Annotated in this window: 15 protein-coding genes and 1 tRNA gene; 12 read left to right on the plus strand and 4 right to left on the minus strand. The window is 43.6% G+C overall.

Going from position 1 to position 18,756, the window contains the following annotated elements; translation table 11 throughout:
- Positions 1-9 precede the first annotated feature (9 nt).
- Positions 10-1,218 (plus strand): papain-like cysteine protease family protein, encoded by a 1,209-nt coding sequence (locus tag CSX02_RS06150; protein WP_099386016.1) that lies wholly within the window; start codon positions 10-12, stop codon positions 1,216-1,218.
- 10 nt (positions 1,219-1,228) lie between these two features.
- On the plus strand, positions 1,229-1,918 hold the full coding sequence (locus CSX02_RS06155) for a hypothetical protein (RefSeq protein ID WP_099386017.1): 690 nt from the start codon (positions 1,229-1,231) through the stop codon (positions 1,916-1,918).
- Between the two features lie 139 nt (positions 1,919-2,057).
- Here CSX02_RS06155 and CSX02_RS06160 read toward each other — a convergent pair whose 3' ends face one another.
- The 4 genes from CSX02_RS06160 to CSX02_RS06175 all read right to left on the minus strand — a co-directional run bounded on the left by CSX02_RS06160 (position 2,058) and on the right by CSX02_RS06175 (position 6,791).
- The gene (locus CSX02_RS06160; protein WP_099386018.1) at positions 2,058-2,936 is read right to left on the minus strand and encodes a DUF5688 family protein; all 879 of its coding nucleotides are present in this window, start codon (positions 2,934-2,936) and stop codon (positions 2,058-2,060) included.
- A gap of 126 nt (positions 2,937-3,062) precedes the next feature.
- A complete protein-coding gene (locus CSX02_RS06165) occupies positions 3,063-4,904 on the minus strand; it encodes an extracellular solute-binding protein (protein ID WP_099386019.1) in 1,842 nt (613 codons plus the stop codon).
- Complete coding sequence (locus tag CSX02_RS06170) at positions 4,898-5,722, minus strand: ABC transporter permease (RefSeq protein WP_099386020.1); 825 nt, start codon at positions 5,720-5,722, stop codon at positions 4,898-4,900. The genes CSX02_RS06165 and CSX02_RS06170 overlap by 7 nt, the downstream gene beginning before the upstream one ends.
- Positions 5,715-6,791 (minus strand): ABC transporter ATP-binding protein, encoded by a 1,077-nt coding sequence (locus CSX02_RS06175; protein ID WP_099386021.1) that lies wholly within the window; start codon positions 6,789-6,791, stop codon positions 5,715-5,717. Before CSX02_RS06175 ends, CSX02_RS06170 begins: the two co-directional genes overlap by 8 nt.
- Positions 6,792-6,940: 149 nt before the next feature.
- Between CSX02_RS06175 and CSX02_RS06180 the strand changes: the two genes are divergently transcribed.
- The 10 genes from CSX02_RS06180 (at position 6,941) to CSX02_RS06225 (ending at position 18,655) form a co-directional block, all read left to right on the plus strand.
- Positions 6,941-7,013, plus strand: a tRNA-Thr gene (locus CSX02_RS06180).
- Between the two features lie 37 nt (positions 7,014-7,050).
- Positions 7,051-7,368: a hypothetical protein gene (locus tag CSX02_RS06185; protein ID WP_143248142.1), complete on the plus strand. Its 318-nt coding sequence runs from the start codon at positions 7,051-7,053 to the stop codon at positions 7,366-7,368.
- 75 nt (positions 7,369-7,443) lie between these two features.
- Positions 7,444-8,085 carry an epoxyqueuosine reductase QueH gene (locus CSX02_RS06190; RefSeq protein WP_099386022.1) on the plus strand — a complete coding sequence of 214 codons (642 nt, stop codon included), beginning with the start codon at positions 7,444-7,446 and terminating at the stop codon, positions 8,083-8,085.
- A 17-nt stretch (positions 8,086-8,102) separates the two neighbouring features.
- The gene (gene argH, locus CSX02_RS06195; RefSeq protein WP_099386023.1) at positions 8,103-9,476 is read left to right on the plus strand and encodes an argininosuccinate lyase; all 1,374 of its coding nucleotides are present in this window, start codon (positions 8,103-8,105) and stop codon (positions 9,474-9,476) included.
- Between the two features lie 156 nt (positions 9,477-9,632).
- Positions 9,633-10,724: an aspartate-semialdehyde dehydrogenase gene (asd, locus tag CSX02_RS06200; protein ID WP_031545776.1), complete on the plus strand. Its 1,092-nt coding sequence runs from the start codon at positions 9,633-9,635 to the stop codon at positions 10,722-10,724.
- A gap of 125 nt (positions 10,725-10,849) precedes the next feature.
- A complete protein-coding gene (locus CSX02_RS06205) occupies positions 10,850-12,211 on the plus strand; it encodes an ATP-binding protein (protein ID WP_099386024.1) in 1,362 nt (453 codons plus the stop codon).
- A 35-nt stretch (positions 12,212-12,246) separates the two neighbouring features.
- Positions 12,247-16,152: a DNA topoisomerase III gene (locus tag CSX02_RS06210; RefSeq protein WP_099386025.1), complete on the plus strand. Its 3,906-nt coding sequence runs from the start codon at positions 12,247-12,249 to the stop codon at positions 16,150-16,152.
- Positions 16,152-16,826, plus strand: coding sequence for an LbetaH domain-containing protein (locus CSX02_RS06215; protein WP_099386026.1), 675 nt, complete (start codon positions 16,152-16,154; stop codon positions 16,824-16,826). Before CSX02_RS06210 ends, CSX02_RS06215 begins: the two co-directional genes overlap by 1 nt.
- 95 nt (positions 16,827-16,921) lie before the next feature.
- Positions 16,922-17,623, plus strand: coding sequence for an iron-sulfur cluster assembly scaffold protein (locus tag CSX02_RS06220; RefSeq protein WP_031545765.1), 702 nt, complete (start codon positions 16,922-16,924; stop codon positions 17,621-17,623).
- A 21-nt stretch (positions 17,624-17,644) separates the two neighbouring features.
- The gene (locus tag CSX02_RS06225; protein WP_031545762.1) at positions 17,645-18,655 is read left to right on the plus strand and encodes a GGGtGRT protein; all 1,011 of its coding nucleotides are present in this window, start codon (positions 17,645-17,647) and stop codon (positions 18,653-18,655) included.
- Positions 18,656-18,756: the final 101 nt, after the last annotated feature.

Genomic DNA, 18,756 nt, shown 5'->3' on the forward strand with positions numbered 1-18,756 from the left:
GGGGCTAATATGGGAAGTGCAAAATTAAATGTGTTAAGAGGGTTGGAAAAGCGAAAATCGCATATTCATTGGAAGGTTGCTGTTGTAAATGTGGTATCATTGTTGCTGACTCTTTTGATTATTCCTAATAGGGTGTGGGCATATCAGAGCGATATGAGCTATAAGTCAATAATGATAGACCGGAATATTCCTGAAAGTGCAAAGCAATATGCGGAAGAAAATTATGAGGATGTATTATCTGTTTCAAAAGAATTTGAAGATACCGGGGAAATAGAATCTGTTGATGATTGCTATCTTGATTCATCATTTATCATAGTGAATTTATTTGGAAACACTGAGCCTGCGTATTACTTCCCTGTTTTGGAAGATGAAAAAGTGGTTTTTGTTGTGGCTGTAATCGAAACGGGAGATGGGTATACAATTAGTGGCGATGATGTGTATGTTGATTGGCTAAATGAGATTGATTATGTATCTGATAAGTCTCTAATTTTTGCTATATGTGATGACTATATAATTACAAAAGGAACTAGTGATTTCTATACTTATGAAGATGCTGCCCCATTGCTTGAGAAAGAGCAAGAGGCTATAGCGCGTTTTGAAAAGGAAGAATATCGTGAAACCGTTGAATATGTCGCAAATGAATTGTTGTCGCTTGATGAAAATGGTAGTGAAGTGGGACAACAAACTATAAAAGAAGGATATACACCTAGTTTTGCTGTCAATGACATGGAAGGTAGTCATGGGACAAGGATATGCCAACTAAATGGTTATTCTGTTAGCCAAAATGGGCGGGATATGTGTTGGGCTGCGTCGGTGGCTACGATAGTTAATTATAGAAAAGGAACTCGTTACTCCGCGTATAGTGTTTGTGATCTGATGAATATATCGTATGATCAAGGCGCTACTATTACACAAAAGAAAGTAGCTCTAAAAAAATTTGGAATTTCATATGCAATGACAGATGGAGTTCTTGCCATAGGACGTGTGAAATGTAATATTGATAATAAGTATCCGATTGCCATGTCATGCTATTCAGAAGAAGGTGCACATGCTGTAACACTGTATGGATATTCCTGTCGAGTGGGTGGTGACTATATTGTTATCAGAAATCCACAGAAAGATACTCAAATAACTGTAAAGTATAATAGGGGGAATGTATATTTTACCTCATATGGAACGAAATGGAAATGGAGAAGGACTTTGTCCTATTATGCATAGGAGATTGATTATGAAAAAGAAAGTATGTTTATTGATATTAATTCTTGGAGTCTTAGTTTTGGCGGGATGTGGTTCTAGTGAAAAACGAGATAATCTGTCGTTGAAATTAGATGATCCACAAAAAATAGAAATATATGAAGCTAATGATTTTAGAAATCCATCGATAGTGGTAACAGATAAAAAAGTGTTAGATGATATTTGCCAATTGATACAGTCTGCGGAATTAGAGCCCGGAGGGGAAATCGGGGAAGGCGGATTTCATGTGAAAGTGGTTTGTGAATCCCAGGAATACGAGTTTAGTTACGCTGCAGATGGAATTTCATACAAAGATGAGCATTATCAAATTACAAATGGGGTAAGTTTATTGCCGATATTACAAATGGCAGGATCCGCGAATGGACTGTTTTTATTCAAAGAGCCGAAAAAGATTGAACTCTATGATTCTGAAAATACAGACAAGCCGAAAGTGATTGTTGAGGATTCAAAAGTGGCGCAGGATGTTTGTGATTACATTAGAACGGTGAGTTTAGAACGAGGTGGAGAGATTGACGAAGGTGGGTTCACACTGAAAATTAAATGTGAAGATAAGACCTATGAAATCAAGTGCGCAGAAAAAGGAATTGAATATGAAGGCGTGCATTATAAGATTATCAACGGGGTGGACTTGACAAAGGTTGTGAATATGCTCGATGCAGAATAAAACGAATGAACATATAGGAGTTTTGTCTTGAAAAAGGACAGCTGGGCAAAAGCAATCAAGATTACTGCAAAATAATGAATGAAACAAAAAGGAAGTTGCATGATGCAACTTCCTTTCAGACTGTAGAGGACTTTTTGTATTATGGATGCATTAGAATTTCGTCTGTCTGGCGGGAGTAGTAATACGGGTGATCCGACAGAATGTCGGTATCTTCGAGCTCCATTTCGTTGACATCGCAAATCAGCTGGCTTAATTCTTCTGGGTCATATGACTCATCAGGCAGCACAATCACTTCGTGAATGCTGCTTGGAATAATAAACAAATCTTTTTCGTACCGGTCGGACAGGTGCTTTAAGACATTGGGATAGAGGATGGTGGCTGCGCCGTAAACGGATCTGGAATTGGACATGACAAGCATCTGTGGCTGCGGATCGTCAGGAAAGACACCTTCCGGACAGAGTCGCTTCATCAGTGCATCCATGGTATCAATCTGTACAGGCAATATGTGAGGGGAGTTTTCCATCGCTTTTGCATACAGATCTTCTACCGTGACATTCCATAATGCAAGATGATTGCGATGCACGACGATGGCGCCGTAGCCTTTGTCCTCAATCGGAAGGATATAGGCGAAAATAATCGCAAGGTCGTGAAAACGAACATGCGGTAAATCGCGAAGGCGCTCCCTGTTTTTCTCGAAATTCACCAATCGCATACAGATGGACTGCTGAGCCTTTTGATAATCGGTATATTGTGTGACATCAAAATCAGATACAGGCGCAGCCTGCTCATAGGTGTCATAGATGTCACGGACGATTTCCTGAATGCTCATGCCGTCGAGGTGGCGTGCATAATATGGTGTCAGATAAATGGTTGGCGCAATATTAAATGCCGGATCGCGTATGGTAAGCGAATCGACAATGACATCATTATTTTTGCTCTGTCGGTCCAAATGGACTTCCTTTTGACTGATATGTTCCAGTTCTTCTTTGATAATTGTTATAAAATTCTGATATTCCATGTATCTCCTTCATGGAAATCATTCTTTCCTTGGGGGGAAATGCACGAGCTGTGCAAAAAGAAAACCACGGTATTGACCGGATACCGTGGTTAAACTTTATCAAAAAATATGACGATTGGCAATAGGCTATTGGGACTTTAATTCCTGCCAAAGCGTATTCAGATAGGCAGATGTGTCATTGTCAAGCGCGCGATAGACTTCGCAGTTGCGTGTGACCCGGTTTTCCGGGTTGATGGCACTGTTTAAGCGATCATCGATATCCATATGTGTCTGAACATAGAGAATCGGCGATGCATAATAGACATATTCAAAATTCTGTAAAGCCACTTCATTGTCACAGAGAAAATCCAGAAAAGTGAGTGCATCCTGATAGTTTCTGCATGATTTTGGAACGAACCAGGAATCAATCCACAAATTGGATCCTTCGTCCGGAACAATATATTTCAGATGCTCATTTTCATCCATGGCAAGTGCCGCTTCTCCGGAATAGCAAACGGCCAGAGACGCATTTTCCGCAATCATTTCGTTTGCGGTTTCATCTACATAATAGGCACTGACCATAGGCTTTTGTCTGGAAAGAACCATTTGTGCTTCCTTTAAATGCGCCGGGTCGGTATCATTGATGGAATAGCCGCATGCAATCAATGCCGGTGAAAATGCATCACGGACGGAATTGGTCATAATCAGGTGGCCCGATACCTGTTTGTCCCAAATCAGATCCCAGCTTTTTACCTGATCTTCGCTGTAATCTTTGGTATTATAGAGAATTCCAAGTGTGCCGTAAAAATACGGAATGGTATATTGATGGGACGGATCAAAGGTCGACATCTCAATCAATGCGGGATCAATATTCTCATAATTGGTCAGTTGTGAATCATCAATCGGCAGCAATTCGTCTTCTTCAATCAATTTTTCAATAATATAATCCGAGGTGCAGATCAAATCATAGGAGATGGCACCGGCTTTGTATTTCGTATACATTTCTTCCGGCTCTTCATATTCTTCATATTTGACGGTGATTCCTGTTTCACGCTCAAAGCGGTCGAGCAGTTCTCCATCAATATATTTTCCGTAATTCAATACCGTGATGGTGCGGTCGCCACCTCCGGAAATCCGGTGTTGCTGAACCAGGACAAAGACGGATCCGGTAAACAGTGCAAGCATAATCACTGCGCTGATGACACGGCGAATCAGGCGATTGTCGACCTTTTTGTCTCCATTGATATTGGTGGCAATCAAAAGCAATAATACCGTCAGAAAAAGGATAGTGGAAAGTGCATACAGTTCCGGTTTGATGCCTTTGCGCAGCTGCGCATACAACATCGTGGAAAGGGTATTGACTCCGGCTCCTTTGGTAAAATATGTGATGGAAAAATCATCCAGTGACATTGTGACTGCCATCAAAAATCCGGAGAATACACCGGAGCGGATTTCAGGCCAGGTGACCGTAAAAAATGCGCGCACAGGTGAGGCACCGAGATCCAGAGCCGCTTCGTAGGTCGAGCGGTTTGCCTGTTTGAGTTTCGGCAATACATTTAATATGACATATGGAATATTAAATGTGATATGTGCAATCAGGACGGTGACAAAGCCGAGATTGGTGAAACGGACAAACAGCAGCATCATGGAGATACCGGTGACAATATCTGCATTCAAAAGCGGGATATTGGTGGCACCCAGATAAATAGCCTGACCGCGTTTTTTCATGGAACTGATACCCATTGCGGCAAGCGTTCCGATGATGGTTGCAATGACAGCCGAGCAGAAAGTGATTTCAAGTGTCGTCGCAAAGGCTGACATGATGCTTTCGGATTCAAAGCATGCCACATAGCGTGAGAGTGTGAAACCTCCCCAGCTGACACGCGAGTCTGAACGGTTAAAGGAGAGCACCGCCAGAACCAAAATCGGCGCATATAAAAACAAAAAAATCAAAAATATGTAAATGCGGGAGAGTGTTTTCTTTACCATAACTGTGTACCCTCCTCATCATGTTGAAACAAATTCATAATGGCCATGGAAAGCAGGACAAAAATCATCAGTATCATTGACAATGAGCTTCCGGCATTCCATTGATTTCCCTGCATGAAATCCTGTTCAATCACATTACCGATCAGCAGAACCTTACCACCGCCGAGAATCTGTGAAATGGCGAATGAGGTCAGTGACGGTACGAAAACCATGACGATTCCGCTGATGACACCGGAGAGGGTGAGCGGAAAAATGATGCGCACCAAAATGAGAAGATTGCCTGCACCCAGATCCCTGGCTGCTTCAATCCAGTCCTGTCGGATTCGGCTCATCGCATTATAAATCGGCAAAAGCATAAAAGGCAGGAAATCATAAACCATACCAAAAACAACCGCTGCGGGTGTATTCAAAATATCAATGCCCGGCAGGCCAAGCAAAGACAAAAAGGCGTTCAGAACGCCGTTTTTGTTCAGCAACTGTTTCCATGCCAGAATGCGGAGCATAAAATTCATCCACATCGGAAGCATAAAGATAAATACAATAAAGCTCTGGCTTTTGATTTTTAATCCGTTTAAAATCATGGCAAGCGGATAGGCCAGAAGCAGACAGATGACGGTTGTCAGCAATCCCAGTTCCAGAGACAGTCCAATGGCTTTTGCATTGGTTGCGGTAAATATGGTACGGAATGCTTCCAAAGAAATGTTTCCGTCTGAATTGGTAAAGGCATAGACAAATACAAATAAAAGCGGCAAAATGACAAATCCAATCATCCAGAAAAGATATGGTCCGGCCAACAGGCGCCCCGTTCGTTTATTCATCGATTTCCACCGCCTTTTCGTCGGAGGATTCAGGTTTGTGCATGATTTGGATATTAAACGGAATGACATCCAGATCCACTTCCTGACCTACCTCATAATATTTTGTGGTATGTACCAGCCATTCATAGCCGGCTGCGCGTACTTCGAGCTCATAATGCACACCTTTAAAAAGGTTGGAGATGACTGTGCCGTGCAGTTTGCCGCTGCCCGGGGCAACCAGCTCCACGTCTTCAGGCCGAATCACCACATCAACCGGCTTGTTGATGCCGAAGCCCTTGTCCACGCAAGGCATCGGGACACCGAGAATCTCAACCAGTTCGTCATGCAGCATAATGCCGTCGATGATATTGCTGTGCCCGATGAAATCTGCAACAAATGCATTTTCCGGTTCGTTGTAAATTCCTTCCGGAGTGCCGATCTGCTGGATATAGCCCTGATTCATAACGACAATGGTATCCGACATGGTCAAGGCCTCTTCCTGATCATGTGTGACATAGACGAAGGTGATTCCAAGTTCATCCTTCAAGCGCATCAATTCGTATTGCATGCTCTGGCGCAATTTTAAATCCAATGCACCGAGCGGCTCATCGAGCAGCAGCACCTTCGGCTCATTGACAATCGCGCGTGCAATCGCAATTCGCTGCTGCTGGCCTCCGCTGAGCGAATCCACGGAACGATTCTCATATCCGTCAAGATTGACCAGCTTTAACGCATATGAAATCTTGTCTTTGATATAGGCATCGCTTTTTTTGGCAATTTTTAATCCAAAGGCAATATTTTCCGCAATGCTCATATGCGGGAAGAGAGAGTATTTCTGGAAGACCGTATTCAGCTTGCGCTCGTTCGCAGGCACATTTGTAATATCTGCACCATCAAATAGAATCTGTCCCTTGTCAGGTTTCTCAAATCCGCCGAGCAGTCGCAGTGTCGTGGTTTTGCCACATCCGGACGGTCCGAGTAATGTCACGAATTCATTCTCCCGAATATATAAATTAAATTCATCCAATACCAGATTATGGTGATAAGACTTTGAAATATCCACAAAATCAATTAAATGTTTCTTGCCCATAAATGAAAAAATCCTTTCCTCATTCTTATTGCGAAAAATAACTTCGAACTGTATTGTATAAAATCAGTAAAAAAAGTCAATAGGATTCGGTGAATTATTGCTTGATTTTGACGGATGAGTTTGGTATAGTTATTGTTGCTGTAAGGCAAGCCGATATGGCTCAGTTGGTAGAGCAACGCATTCGTAATGCGTGGGTCAGGGGTTCGAGTCCCCTTATCGGCTTTTGAACAATCTAAGGAACGGAGGCAGGCTTATGGATATGTTTAAGAAATTAAATTTTAAGGATAAACAGAATCTGATTATTTTGGCAGCATTTGCGGTTGCATTTCTTGCAGCGATACTTGTCGGTGCACTTGCATTTCATCAGCCGCTTGTCGCAGTGGTATGCATTATGCTTTTGGATATTGCAATTGCGGTATGCCTTCACAATGCGGAGCTGTGGCTGCACGGTACATTGATGATTGTGGTACTGATTGTTGGCATTCTGGTTCCGAGAATCAGCACGGCAGTGATTGCGGTGATCATGTATGCGGTCACAATTTGTGCATTGAAATATTTGTTTGCGAATGAAAATTAAGAGTCGTAAACGACTCTTTCTTTTTTTATTTGTTGGTTTTAATGAGATAAAGTAGCAAAGTTGAGGAAGATTTTTATGAATCAAATCAATTATCAAAAGCGCATGGAAGAAGAAATTGCAAAGATACGGCAGAACGAAGCTGTACCGAAGCTGCTCCTGCACAGTTGCTGCGGACCATGCAGCACCTATTGCATTCAGACATTGAGCGAATATTTTTCCGTGACGGTATATTATTTTAATCCCAATATCTATCCACCGGAAGAGTATGCATGCCGCGCTGCAGAGCAAAAGCGGTTTATAGAGCAATTCCCGGTGAAACATCCTGTATCCTTTGTGGAAGGTCCGTTTGATCCGAAAGAATTCTATGACTATATCAGGGGATATGAAAAGGAGCCGGAAGGAGGAGAACGCTGTTTCCTCTGTTACCGTTTGCGGCTTGAAAAGACGGCTGAATATGCAAAACAAAATCAGTTTGATTATTTTACGACGACACTTTCAATCAGCCCATTAAAAAATGCTGCCAAATTAAATGAAATCGGTGGCGAACTTGCCGAAAAATATGATATTTTATATTTGTTTTCGGACTTTAAGAAAAAAGAAGGATACAAGAAATCAACGGAAATATCCCGTGAATACGGGATGTACCGACAATATTATTGCGGTTGTGTGTTCTCCAAAGAGCAGAGGGACCGCGAGATAGCACAAAAAATGCACTAAGAGAAAGGAGTACTGCTATGGCACAATTATGGGGCGGCAGATTTACCAAAGAGACCGATCAACTTGTTTATAATTTTAATGCTTCCATTTCTTTTGATCAGAAGTTCTATCAAGAAGATATCACAGGAAGTATGGCACATGTAAAAATGCTGACAAAACAGGGCATTCTCACTGAGGAAGAAGGAAAGCAGATTGCGCAGGGACTGCATGGAATTCTCGACGATGTGAAAGCCGGCAGGCTCGAAATCTCCAATGCCTATGAAGATATTCACAGCTTTGTTGAGGCAACATTGATTGACCGGATCGGAGATGTCGGCAAAAAGCTGCATACCGGTAGAAGCCGCAACGATCAGGTTGCTTTGGATATGCGTATGTATACCCGTAAACAGGTGCAGGAGACGGATGAATTGTTAAAGTCTTTGCTGGAGACCATCCTTGGCATTATGAAAGAAAATCTGGATACCATTATGCCGGGATTTACCCATTTGCAAAAGGCACAGCCGATTACACTGGCGCACCATATGGGTGCATATTTTGAAATGTTCCGCCGTGACAGAAGCCGTATGCATGATATCTATGAGCGCATGAATTATTGTCCGCTCGGATCCGGTGCACTTGCAGGAACCACATATCCGCTTGACCGTGAATATACCGCAGAACTTCTCGATTTTTACGGTCCGACCTTAAACAGTATGGACGGCGTGTCCGATCGCGATTATCTGATTGAATTTTTGAATGCGCTTTCCATCGTGATGATGCATCTTTCCCGTTTCTCGGAAGAAATCATTATCTGGAATTCCAATGAATATCAGTTTGTGGAAATTGACGACGCATACAGCACCGGAAGCAGCATTATGCCTCAAAAGAAAAATCCGGATATTGCAGAACTCGTGCGCGGCAAGACCGGACGAGTTTATGGAGCGCTGATGTCTCTTTTGACCACGATGAAGGGCATTCCGCTTGCATATAACAAAGATATGCAGGAAGATAAGGAACTGTCTTTTGATGCGATGGATAGCGCAAAAGGATGCATTGCATTATTTGACGGAATGTTAAAGACACTGACTTTCTGTAAGGACAATATGCGCAAATCTGCCAATAACGGATTTACCAATGCAACGGATGCCGCAGATTATCTGGTGAAGCATGGCGTGGCATTCCGCGATGCACACGGAATTGTTGGACGTCTGGTGCTTTATTGCATCGAAAAGAATTGTGCCATTGACGATCTGTCCATGGAGGAATTAAAGCAGATCAGTCCGGTTTTTGAAAATGATATTTATGATGCAATTTCAATGGAGACCTGTGTCAATACCAGATTGACAATCGGCGCTCCATCCCGCACAGCAATGGAGCAGGTGATTGCAAAGTATGAAGACTATTTGAAATAATATGGAATCGGATTGTGCATATTGAACAGAAAAACTGAAAAAAACTACATTTTTTCTATTTTCACATTCCTTGTTTTTTTAATCGGATTCCGATAATATATTATCTAACACAAAAACAGTTGTTCGCGACAGACGGACACGGAAAGAGGAAATCAAATGAGTGAGAAATTAAAAGTTGGTATTTTAGGCGGAACCGGAATGGTTGGTCAAAGATTTATCTCTTTGCTGGAAAATCATCCATGGTTTGAGGTGACTGTGATTGCAGCAAGTCCGAGAAGTGCGGGCAAAACATATGAAGAAGCAATCGGTGATCGTTGGAAGATGGATACTCCGATGCCGCAGGCTGTTAAGAATATTGTGGTAAAGAATGTCAATGAGGTGGAGCAGGTTGCATCCGAAGTAGATTTCGTTTTCTCCGCAGTGGATATGTCCAAGGAAGAAATCAAAGCAATTGAGGAAGCGTATGCAAAGACTGAGACACCTGTTGTTTCCAATAACAGTGCACACCGCTGGACAAAGGACGTTCCGATGGTGGTTCCGGAAATCAATCCGGAACATATGGAAGTAATCAAATATCAGAGAGAGCGTCTTGGCACCAAGCGTGGATTCGTGGCAGTAAAGCCAAACTGCTCAATCCAGTCTTATGCACCGGTCCTGACCGCATGGAAAGAATTTGAACCATACGAAGTAGTTGTTTCTACTTATCAGGCAATCTCAGGTGCAGGCAAGACTTTCAAGGACTGGCCGGAAATGGTTGGAAACATTATTCCGTTCATCGGTGGTGAAGAAGAAAAATCCGAGAAAGAGCCGCTTCGTGTATGGGGATATGTGGATGATGAGAAGAAGGAGATTGTTCCTGCAACCTCTCCGCTGATTACCGCACAGTGTATCCGTGTTCCTGTATTGAACGGTCATACCGCTTCGGTATTTGTAAAATTCAAGAAGCAGCCGACCAAGGAACAGCTGATTGAAAGGCTTCGCAGCTATTCGGGTGTTCCGCAGGAACTGAATCTGCCAAGTGCACCGAAGCAGTTTATCCAGTATCTCGAAGAGGATAACCGTCCACAGGTTGCGGAAGATGTCAATTACGAAAACGGAATGGGCATTTCGGTAGGCCGTTTGAGAGAAGATACAGTCTATGACTGGAAGTTCGTGGGACTTTCTCACAATACTGTTCGCGGCGCTGCCGGCGGAGCTGTATTATGTGCAGAACTTCTGAAAGCACAGGGATATATCACAAAAAAATAAAAAGTCTTTTGATTTAAAAATTTTCAGGAAACTTCATAAGAAGTTTCCTGTTTTTTATTGTGAAAAAAATTAAAAAATGATATAATTTTCGATGCGTTAAGCAAGTTGTTTGGAGGATAAATAAAATGATAGTAAAAACGGCAGAATTGAAAAGATTAGAGGCTTTATATGAACAAAATGGCAATCAGCTGGTGTTCTTATATGGCAAAAAAGATTCAGAAAAGAGCAATCTGATGAAAGAATTTATCAAAGACAAGCGGTTTTTCTTTTATCATGCGCGCCGCGCGTCTGAAAAAGCTCAGCTTGCCATGATGGGGGATGAAATTGCACGCCAGTATGGTGTTCATTTACAGGAACAGACTTATCGCGAATATTTCAAACGCGTGAAGAGCAACGGACCGAGCAAACTCGTAATTGTCATTCAGGAAGCACATCATATCATGAAAAAGGATGAGACGTTCTGGGAGGCAATTGTTGAATTGAAAGAGCGCAAATTGTATCCGGGTCCGGTGATGATTATTTTGACAAGTTCATCGATTGTATGGGCGGAGCAGACGGTGCTTGCAGAGCATTCTAAGATGAAGCAGGCCTTTTCGGATGTACATAAGATGACGGACTGGTCTTTCCTTGATGTGGTACGCGCATTTCCTGAGATGTCTGTCAGCGATACGGTTTCGCTGTATGGCGTTTTGGGCGGTGTTCCGGGCTATTTGAGCCGTTGGAACCGCAAAAAGAATTTTAAGCAGAACATCTGCGATCTGGTTTTGACAGAAGGCGGATATCTGTATGAGGCCGCAGAGAATATTATCTCTGCCGAATTGCGTGAACTTGCAGTTTACAATACCATTCTGTCCACGATTGCGTCCGGCAAAGACAAATTGAACGACTTGTATGAGGAAACCGGATTTTCCCGCGCAAAAATCAGTGTTTATATGAAAAATCTTGCGCAATTCGATATCATCGAAAAGCAGCAATCCGTAGAAACAGGCGGAATGGATCAGGCGAAAAAAGGTGTTTACCGGATTTCGGATACCTTTGTCAATTTCTGGTATCGCTTTGTATATCCGCATCTTTCCGATCTGCAAATCCTTTCTGCGTCTGATTTTTATGACAAATATATTGCAAAGAATCTGGATGCTTATCTGAATCGCTACTTCATCGAGGTATGTAAGGAGTATTTGTCACTCCTGAATCAGATGAAGCGTTTGCCGATTGATATCAGCAAAATGGGAAGCTGGATTGGCAAGAACGGCAATATTGATATTATTGCAAAAAGTACCGACAGACGGATGATTGTCGGTCTGTGTAACTGGGAAAAGCTGGTTATGACTGTGGATATGCTTGAAGAATTAAAGAAAACTATGGCGCTTGCACGCGTCAGTGCAGATCATATCTATCTGTTTTCCGCAAAAGCATTCGATCCACAGCTGGTACAACTTGCCAAAGAAGATGCGACTCTTGAATTGATTGATATGAGAGAACTCTAATTTTGATTTCAAAATAAAAATCAAGAGAGGAAGCAATGGGCAAAAAGTTAATCATTACCGAGAAACCGTCGGTGGCGCGGGAGTTTGCGGCTGTATTGCATGTAAACGGTCGCCAGGACGGTTATATCGAAAATACGGAATATGTAATTTCCTGGTGCGTCGGTCATCTCGTGGGACTGGTTTATCCGGAAGATTACGATTTAAAATACAAAGAATGGAAGCTGGAAGACTTACCTTTTTTACCGAAAGATTACAAATATCATGTCATTGAGAGCGTGTCCAAGCAATATGATATTGTGCATGGACTGCTGCAAAGAGAAGACATTGATACGGTTTACTGGGCCGGTGATGCCGGAAAAGAAGGACAAACCATCGAGGAAAACATTCGCAATTACGGAGGGGTGCGTGAAGGCATGAAAGAGCTCCGTGTCTGGATTGATTCCCAGACGGAGGAGGAAATTCTGCGCGGAATCCGTGAGGCGCGTCCGATGGAGGATTATGCGAATCTCGGATTGTCCGGAATCATGCGAACAATCGAGGATTATGCGATGGGAATTAATTTTTCCCGCGTGATGTCGGTCAAATACGGAAGACTGTTGAACAATGCTGCGGCTACCCACAAATATGCCGCAATTGCGGTCGGCCGTGTCATGACCTGTGTACTTGGCATGGTAGTCATTCGCGAGCGGGAAATCCGCAATTTTAACGGCACTCCGTTTTATCGTGTTATAGGACGCTTTACCGATGCGGGAATCATCGGAGAATGGAAAGCAGTCGAGGGCTCCCGCTATTTTGAGTCGCCGCTGCTCTATAAGGAGAATGGCTTTAAAGAAGAGGCAACAGCGCAAAAGCTGATTGGCGAATTGGTGGGCAAAGAGGCGCATGTGGATTCCATCGAGCGCTTTACCTCGCGCAAAAAGGCACCGCTGTTATTCAATCTCGCGGAATTGCAGGCGGAATGTACAAAGAGATTTAAGATTTCGCCGGATGAGACACTCAATGTGGCGCAGTCCTTATATGAAAAGAAGCTGACCACCTATCCGCGTACGGACGCACGTGTGCTCTCGACGGCAATTGCAGGCGAAATCGGCAGGAATATCAGTCGGCTGAAGGGCTATGAACCGACTGCCCAATATTGTGAAACGATTATGCAAAAGCATTTGCATGCGCAGATTGCGAATTCGCAATATACAGACGACAGCAAAATTACGGATCACTATGCGATTATTCCAACCGGACAGTTGACGGAACTGTCCCACTTAAATGAGTTGGAAGCAAAAGTATTTGATATGATTGTCCGCAGATTTTTGAGCATTTTTTATCCGGCTGCGGAATATGACAATGTGAAATTATGTATTAAGGCAGATACGGAATCGTTCTTTGCTTCGGCAAAGACCCTTAAAAATCCGGGATATCTCGAAATCGCAGGACTTCCAAAGAAAAAAGAAGGCGATGCAAAGGAAGAGAATGCGGAGAACGAGGAGGATACGGAAGACAAAACCGATCCGGAAGCATTGTTAAAGCTGGCGGAATCTCTGCAAAAAGGAGATACGGTTTCTGTTGGTGGATATGAAATCGGATTCGGAAAGACGTCTCCACCGAAGCGATATACCTCAGGTTCCATGGTGCTTGCCATGGAAAATGCCGGACAGCTGATTGAAGACGAAGAATTGCGTGCACAGATCAAAGGTTCCGGAATCGGTACCTCCGCGACACGTGCGGAAATCATCAAGAAACTGGTTGATATCGGATATCTGAATCAGAATAAGGCACAGATTTTGACCCCTGCCAAATTCGGAGAAATGGTATTTGAAGTGGTATCCATGACGGTACCTGCATTGTTAAATCCCAAGATGACGGCATCCTGGGAAAAAGGACTTGACGGCATCACAAACGGTACCGTGGAATATCTGGAATATCGCACCAAACTGGAAAAATTCATCCATGATGAGACCGTCAAGATGATCGGGCAGAATATTGAGTCAGACCTCGCTGAACGCATCAGCAATTTTGCGGATCGTGATGGAAAAGGCGCAGGTGCAAGACGCAAAATCGGCGTGTCCTGCCCGCTTTGCGGAGGCGATATTGTGACGACACCGTTCGGAGTGGGCTGCTCCAATTACAAACCGGACAAAAGCGGATGTAATTTTAATATCGGAGAAATTGCCGGTGTGACCTTGTCGGATGGACAATACAAAGATCTGATTGAAAAAAACAAGACCGATGTCGTCAAGGGATTTGTTTCAAAAAAAGGAAGTCGGTTTGATGCTGCACTTGTCATGACATGGGAAGAAGGCGAACAGAAGCGCTATCATATTGATTTTGCTTTTGAAGATGTCCGCCCGGAACCGATGGAGGATCTGAACTGCCCATGGTGTGGCGCACCGATGTGCAAGACCCATTTCGGTTATCGATGCAGCAATTATGTCAAAGAAGGCGAAGGCTGTAAATTCTCAGTCGGAGAGATTGCAGGCAAGACGATTCCGGAAGCCGTATTCCGCCAGCTATTGACGGAAAAGCGCACGGATACCATTCGCGGATTCAAATCCAAGAACGGTAAAAAGTTTGATGCCTGTCTGGTTTTAAAGAAAAATGAACAGGGGCAGGAAGAAATTGTCTTTGACTTCGAAAATGTCGAAGAGCAGATCATCAAAGATGTGACCTGCCCATGGTGCGGAGGTGCCATCAAAAAGACACCGTTTGGATTCGGATGTGACAATTACAGACGCGATGATGAGAACAGCTGTCGGTTTTCAGTCGGGGAAATTGCCGGTAAAAAACTGACGGAAGCCAATCTGCGTCAGCTGTTGACGGAAAAGCACACGGATACCATTCGCGGATTCAAATCCAAAAACGGAAAGAAATTCGATGCCTGCCTGATGCTAAAGCCGGATGAGAATCAAAAAGAACAGATTGTTTTTGACTTTGAGCATGTCGAAGATAAAATACTTGATGTGCCATGCCCGTCCTGCGGCGGCAAAGTGATTGTGACACAATACGGCTACCGATGCAGCAATTATGTCAAAGAGGGCGAAGGCTGTAAATTTTCCGTAGGGGAACTGTGCGGCAAATCGCTGAACGAAAAGCAGATGAAACAGCTGATCGAGGAGGGCAGAACCGAGACAATCCGGGGCTTTAAATCAAAGTCAAAAAAGAAATTTGATGCGCGCATCGCACTTTCGAAGGATGAAGACGGTAAAGTGACGGGGCTGAAATTTGACTTTGACGACCTCGAGCCAAAACTGGTCAAAGATGCGAAATGCCCGAAATGCGGGGGCAATATTGCGATTATGCCGTGGGGATATTCCTGCGTCAACCGGAAAAGAAATCCGGAAGAATCGACATGCGATTTCCGCGTAGGTGAGATTGCATCCGTAAAATTAAAAGAAAATCAGTTGCTGGAACTTTTGACACTCAAAAAGACAGCACCAATCGAAGGTTTTGTCGCAAAGACCGGAATCAAATTTGCTGCCGGTTTGAAACTGACAGATGAAGGAGAAATTAAATTTGATTTTCCGGAGAAGCCAAAGCCGGTTGATTCCGAAATAGAATGTCCGTCCTGCCATCAAAAGATGAAGCGCGGTCAATGGCAATATGAATGCGAATGCGGTACAAAATTCTGGCATACCATAGGCAAACAGGAACTGTCAGAACAGGTTGTTGCAGAAATTCTTGCCAACGGGAAGTCTTCGAAAAAGATTGTCGGATTTTGCTCCAAAGCAGGAAATATCTTTGATGCCTGCCTCAAATGGGAAAATGGACAAATCGGATACGACTTTGAAAGTGAAGGAGACGGCTTTATGGATGCGCAGGGCAATCCTGTTGTGCGCGAAACAACGGCGGAGACTACGCCGTTTGGTCCGGTCAATGAACAGGATATGAATGAAATTTCGGAGATGATAGAGCAAATGCATCGCGAAGAAGAGGAAGGTAATGAATAATGGAAAACGCAAAGATTTCTCATTTGTATGATTTAACAAAAACAATTGCGGGAGAATATCTTGCACAATTTGAATATCCGTGGGAGGCGCTGGCCGGAATCAGTGATTTTATTCTCGAACTCGGTCCGAAGCTGGACCCTGAACGCTTCGAGCAAAAGGAGGAGAATATCTGGATCGCCAAAAGTGCAACCGTTGCTGAAACTGCATGCCTGAACGGGCCGCTCATTATCGATGAGGAGGCCGAAATCCGCCACTGTGCCTATGTGCGCGGAAGCGCCATCATCGGAAAAGGCTCGGTAGTCGGCAATTCCACAGAAATCAAAAATGATATCATTTTTGACACCGTACAGGTGCCGCATTATAATTATGTTGGCGACTCGATTCTGGGATACAAATCCCATATGGGAGCCGGATCGATTACCTCGAATGTCAAGAGCGACAAATCGCTTGTGGTAATCAAGGATGCCTATGATACGAAAGAGGAACTGCCGACAAATCGAAAGAAGGTTGGTGCCATGCTCGGCGACTATGTGGAAGTGGGCTGCAACAGTGTTTTGAATCCGGGTACGGTCATCGGAAGAGGATGTCAGATTTATCCACTCAGCCGTGTACGCTTTGTGATTCCTGAAAATCATATTTTTAAGGATGAAAAAAATGTAGTGGAAAAGCACTAACATACCAAAAAAACCTAGACAGACTTTGAAAATAAAAGTATAATAACCACAGTCTGTTAAAAAGATAACAACATAATATCGAAAGGAGTCTTAACATGATTTACACAAAAGAAGTTGAGAACATGTGCCCAATTGCTAAGGGTGCAAAGCATGAGCCTGCTCCTATTCCTGAAGAAGGAAAGTGGGTCCACGCAAAGAAGATTGAGGATATCTCCGGTTTTACACATGGTGTAGGCTGGTGTGCACCACAGCAGGGTGCCTGCAAGCTTTCCCTCAATGTAAAGAACGGAGTTATTGAAGAAGCTCTCGTTGAGACAATCGGATGTTCCGGAATGACACATTCTGCAGCTATGGCAGCAGAAATCCTTCAGGGAAAGACCATTCTCGAGGCTTTGAATACAGACCTTGTATGTGATGCAATCAATACTGCTATGAGAGAGTTATTCTTACAGATCGTTTACGGTCGTACACAGTCTGCTTTCTCCGATGACGGACTTGCAGTCGGTGCAGGACTTGAAGATTTAGGAAAGGGACTTCGTTCTCAGGTTGGTACCATGTATGCAACCAAGGAGAAGGGTGTTCGTTACCTTGAAATGGCAGAAGGTTATGTAACCGGTATCGCACTTGACAAAGATAATGAAGTAATTGGATATCAGTTCGTTTCTCTTGGAAAGATGACTGACTTTATCAAGAAGGGTGATGATGCGAACACAGCATGGGAAAAGGCTTCCGGATCATACGGTCGCGTAACTCCTGAGCAGGGTGCAGTAAAGATCATTGACCCTCGTGTAGAGTAATCAGGAAAGGAGAGACATAAAATGGCATTATTTGAATCATACGAAAGAAGAATCGACCAGATCAACGCTGTATTAAACAGCTATGGCATCGCTTCCATCGAAGAAGCAGAAAAGATCACAAAAGACGCTGGTCTTGATGTATATGAGCAGGTTAAGAAAATTCAGCCAATCTGCTTTGAAAATGCTTGCTGGGCATACACTGTAGGTGCAGCAATCGCAATCAAAAAGGGATGCAGAAGAGCAGCAGATGCTGCAGCTGCAATCGGTGAGGGACTTCAGTCCTTCTGTATTCCGGGTTCTGTAGCAGACCATCGTAAGGTAGGTCTTGGACATGGTAACCTTGGAAAGATGTTATTGGAAGAAGAGACAGAATGCTTCTGCTTCCTTGCAGGACATGAGTCTTTCGCAGCAGCTGAAGGTGCAATCGGTATTGCCGAGAAGGCAAACAAGGTTCGCCAGAAGCCTCTTCGCGTTATCTTAAACGGACTTGGAAAAGATGCTGCTCAGATTATTTCCCGTATCAACGGATTTACTTATGTTGAGACCAAATATGATTATAAGACAGCAGAATTAAATGTAATCTATGAGAAGCCATACTCTGACGGACTTCGTGCAACCGTTAAGTGCTACGGTGCTGATGATGTTCAGGAAGGTGTAGCAATCATGCACAAGGAGAATGTTGGCGTTTCCATTACCGGTAACTCAACAAACCCAACACGTTTCCAGCATCCTGTAGCAGGAACTTACAAGAAGGAATGCAACGAGCAGGGCAAGAAATACTTCTCTGTAGCTTCCGGTGGTGGTACAGGACGTACCCTTCATCCGGACAACATGGCAGCAGGTCCGGCTTCTTACGGTATGACCGATACCATGGGACGTATGCACTCTGATGCACAGTTCGCAGGATCTTCATCTGTTCCGGCTCACGTAGAAATGATGGGATTGATCGGAATGGGTAACAACCCAATGGTTGGAGCAACTGTAGCTGTAGCCGTTTCGGTTGAAGAAGCTGCTAAGGCAGGCAAGTTCTAAGACTTTTTGAAGTCAGAGGAGGATTTTTTCGTGGCAGGTACACGAAAAAATTCTCCTTTTTTTGTTGAATTGTCAGAAAAAACATGCTATTATTTTAAAAA

This window comes from Agathobacter ruminis, from assembly GCF_002735305.1.
GTDB classification, from domain to species: domain Bacteria; phylum Bacillota; class Clostridia; order Lachnospirales; family Lachnospiraceae; genus Roseburia; species Roseburia ruminis.

Coding starts and splice junctions, on each gene's coding strand:
- CSX02_RS06150 (WP_099386016.1), top strand. CDS start 10: ATGGGAAGTGCAAAATTAAATGTGTTAAGAGGGTTGGAAAAGCGAAAA.
- CSX02_RS06155 (WP_099386017.1), top strand. CDS start 1,229: ATGAAAAAGAAAGTATGTTTATTGATATTAATTCTTGGAGTCTTAGTT.
- CSX02_RS06160 (WP_099386018.1), bottom strand. CDS start 2,936: ATGGAATATCAGAATTTTATAACAATTATCAAAGAAGAACTGGAACAT.
- CSX02_RS06165 (WP_099386019.1), bottom strand. CDS start 4,904: ATGGTAAAGAAAACACTCTCCCGCATTTACATATTTTTGATTTTTTTG.
- CSX02_RS06170 (WP_099386020.1), bottom strand. CDS start 5,722: ATGAATAAACGAACGGGGCGCCTGTTGGCCGGACCATATCTTTTCTGG.
- CSX02_RS06175 (WP_099386021.1), bottom strand. CDS start 6,791: ATGGGCAAGAAACATTTAATTGATTTTGTGGATATTTCAAAGTCTTAT.
- CSX02_RS06185 (WP_143248142.1), top strand. CDS start 7,051: ATGTTTAAGAAATTAAATTTTAAGGATAAACAGAATCTGATTATTTTG.
- CSX02_RS06190 (WP_099386022.1), top strand. CDS start 7,444: ATGAATCAAATCAATTATCAAAAGCGCATGGAAGAAGAAATTGCAAAG.
- argH (WP_099386023.1), top strand. CDS start 8,103: ATGGCACAATTATGGGGCGGCAGATTTACCAAAGAGACCGATCAACTT.
- asd (WP_031545776.1), top strand. CDS start 9,633: ATGAGTGAGAAATTAAAAGTTGGTATTTTAGGCGGAACCGGAATGGTT.
- CSX02_RS06205 (WP_099386024.1), top strand. CDS start 10,850: ATGATAGTAAAAACGGCAGAATTGAAAAGATTAGAGGCTTTATATGAA.
- CSX02_RS06210 (WP_099386025.1), top strand. CDS start 12,247: ATGGGCAAAAAGTTAATCATTACCGAGAAACCGTCGGTGGCGCGGGAG.
- CSX02_RS06215 (WP_099386026.1), top strand. CDS start 16,152: ATGGAAAACGCAAAGATTTCTCATTTGTATGATTTAACAAAAACAATT.
- CSX02_RS06220 (WP_031545765.1), top strand. CDS start 16,922: ATGATTTACACAAAAGAAGTTGAGAACATGTGCCCAATTGCTAAGGGT.
- CSX02_RS06225 (WP_031545762.1), top strand. CDS start 17,645: ATGGCATTATTTGAATCATACGAAAGAAGAATCGACCAGATCAACGCT.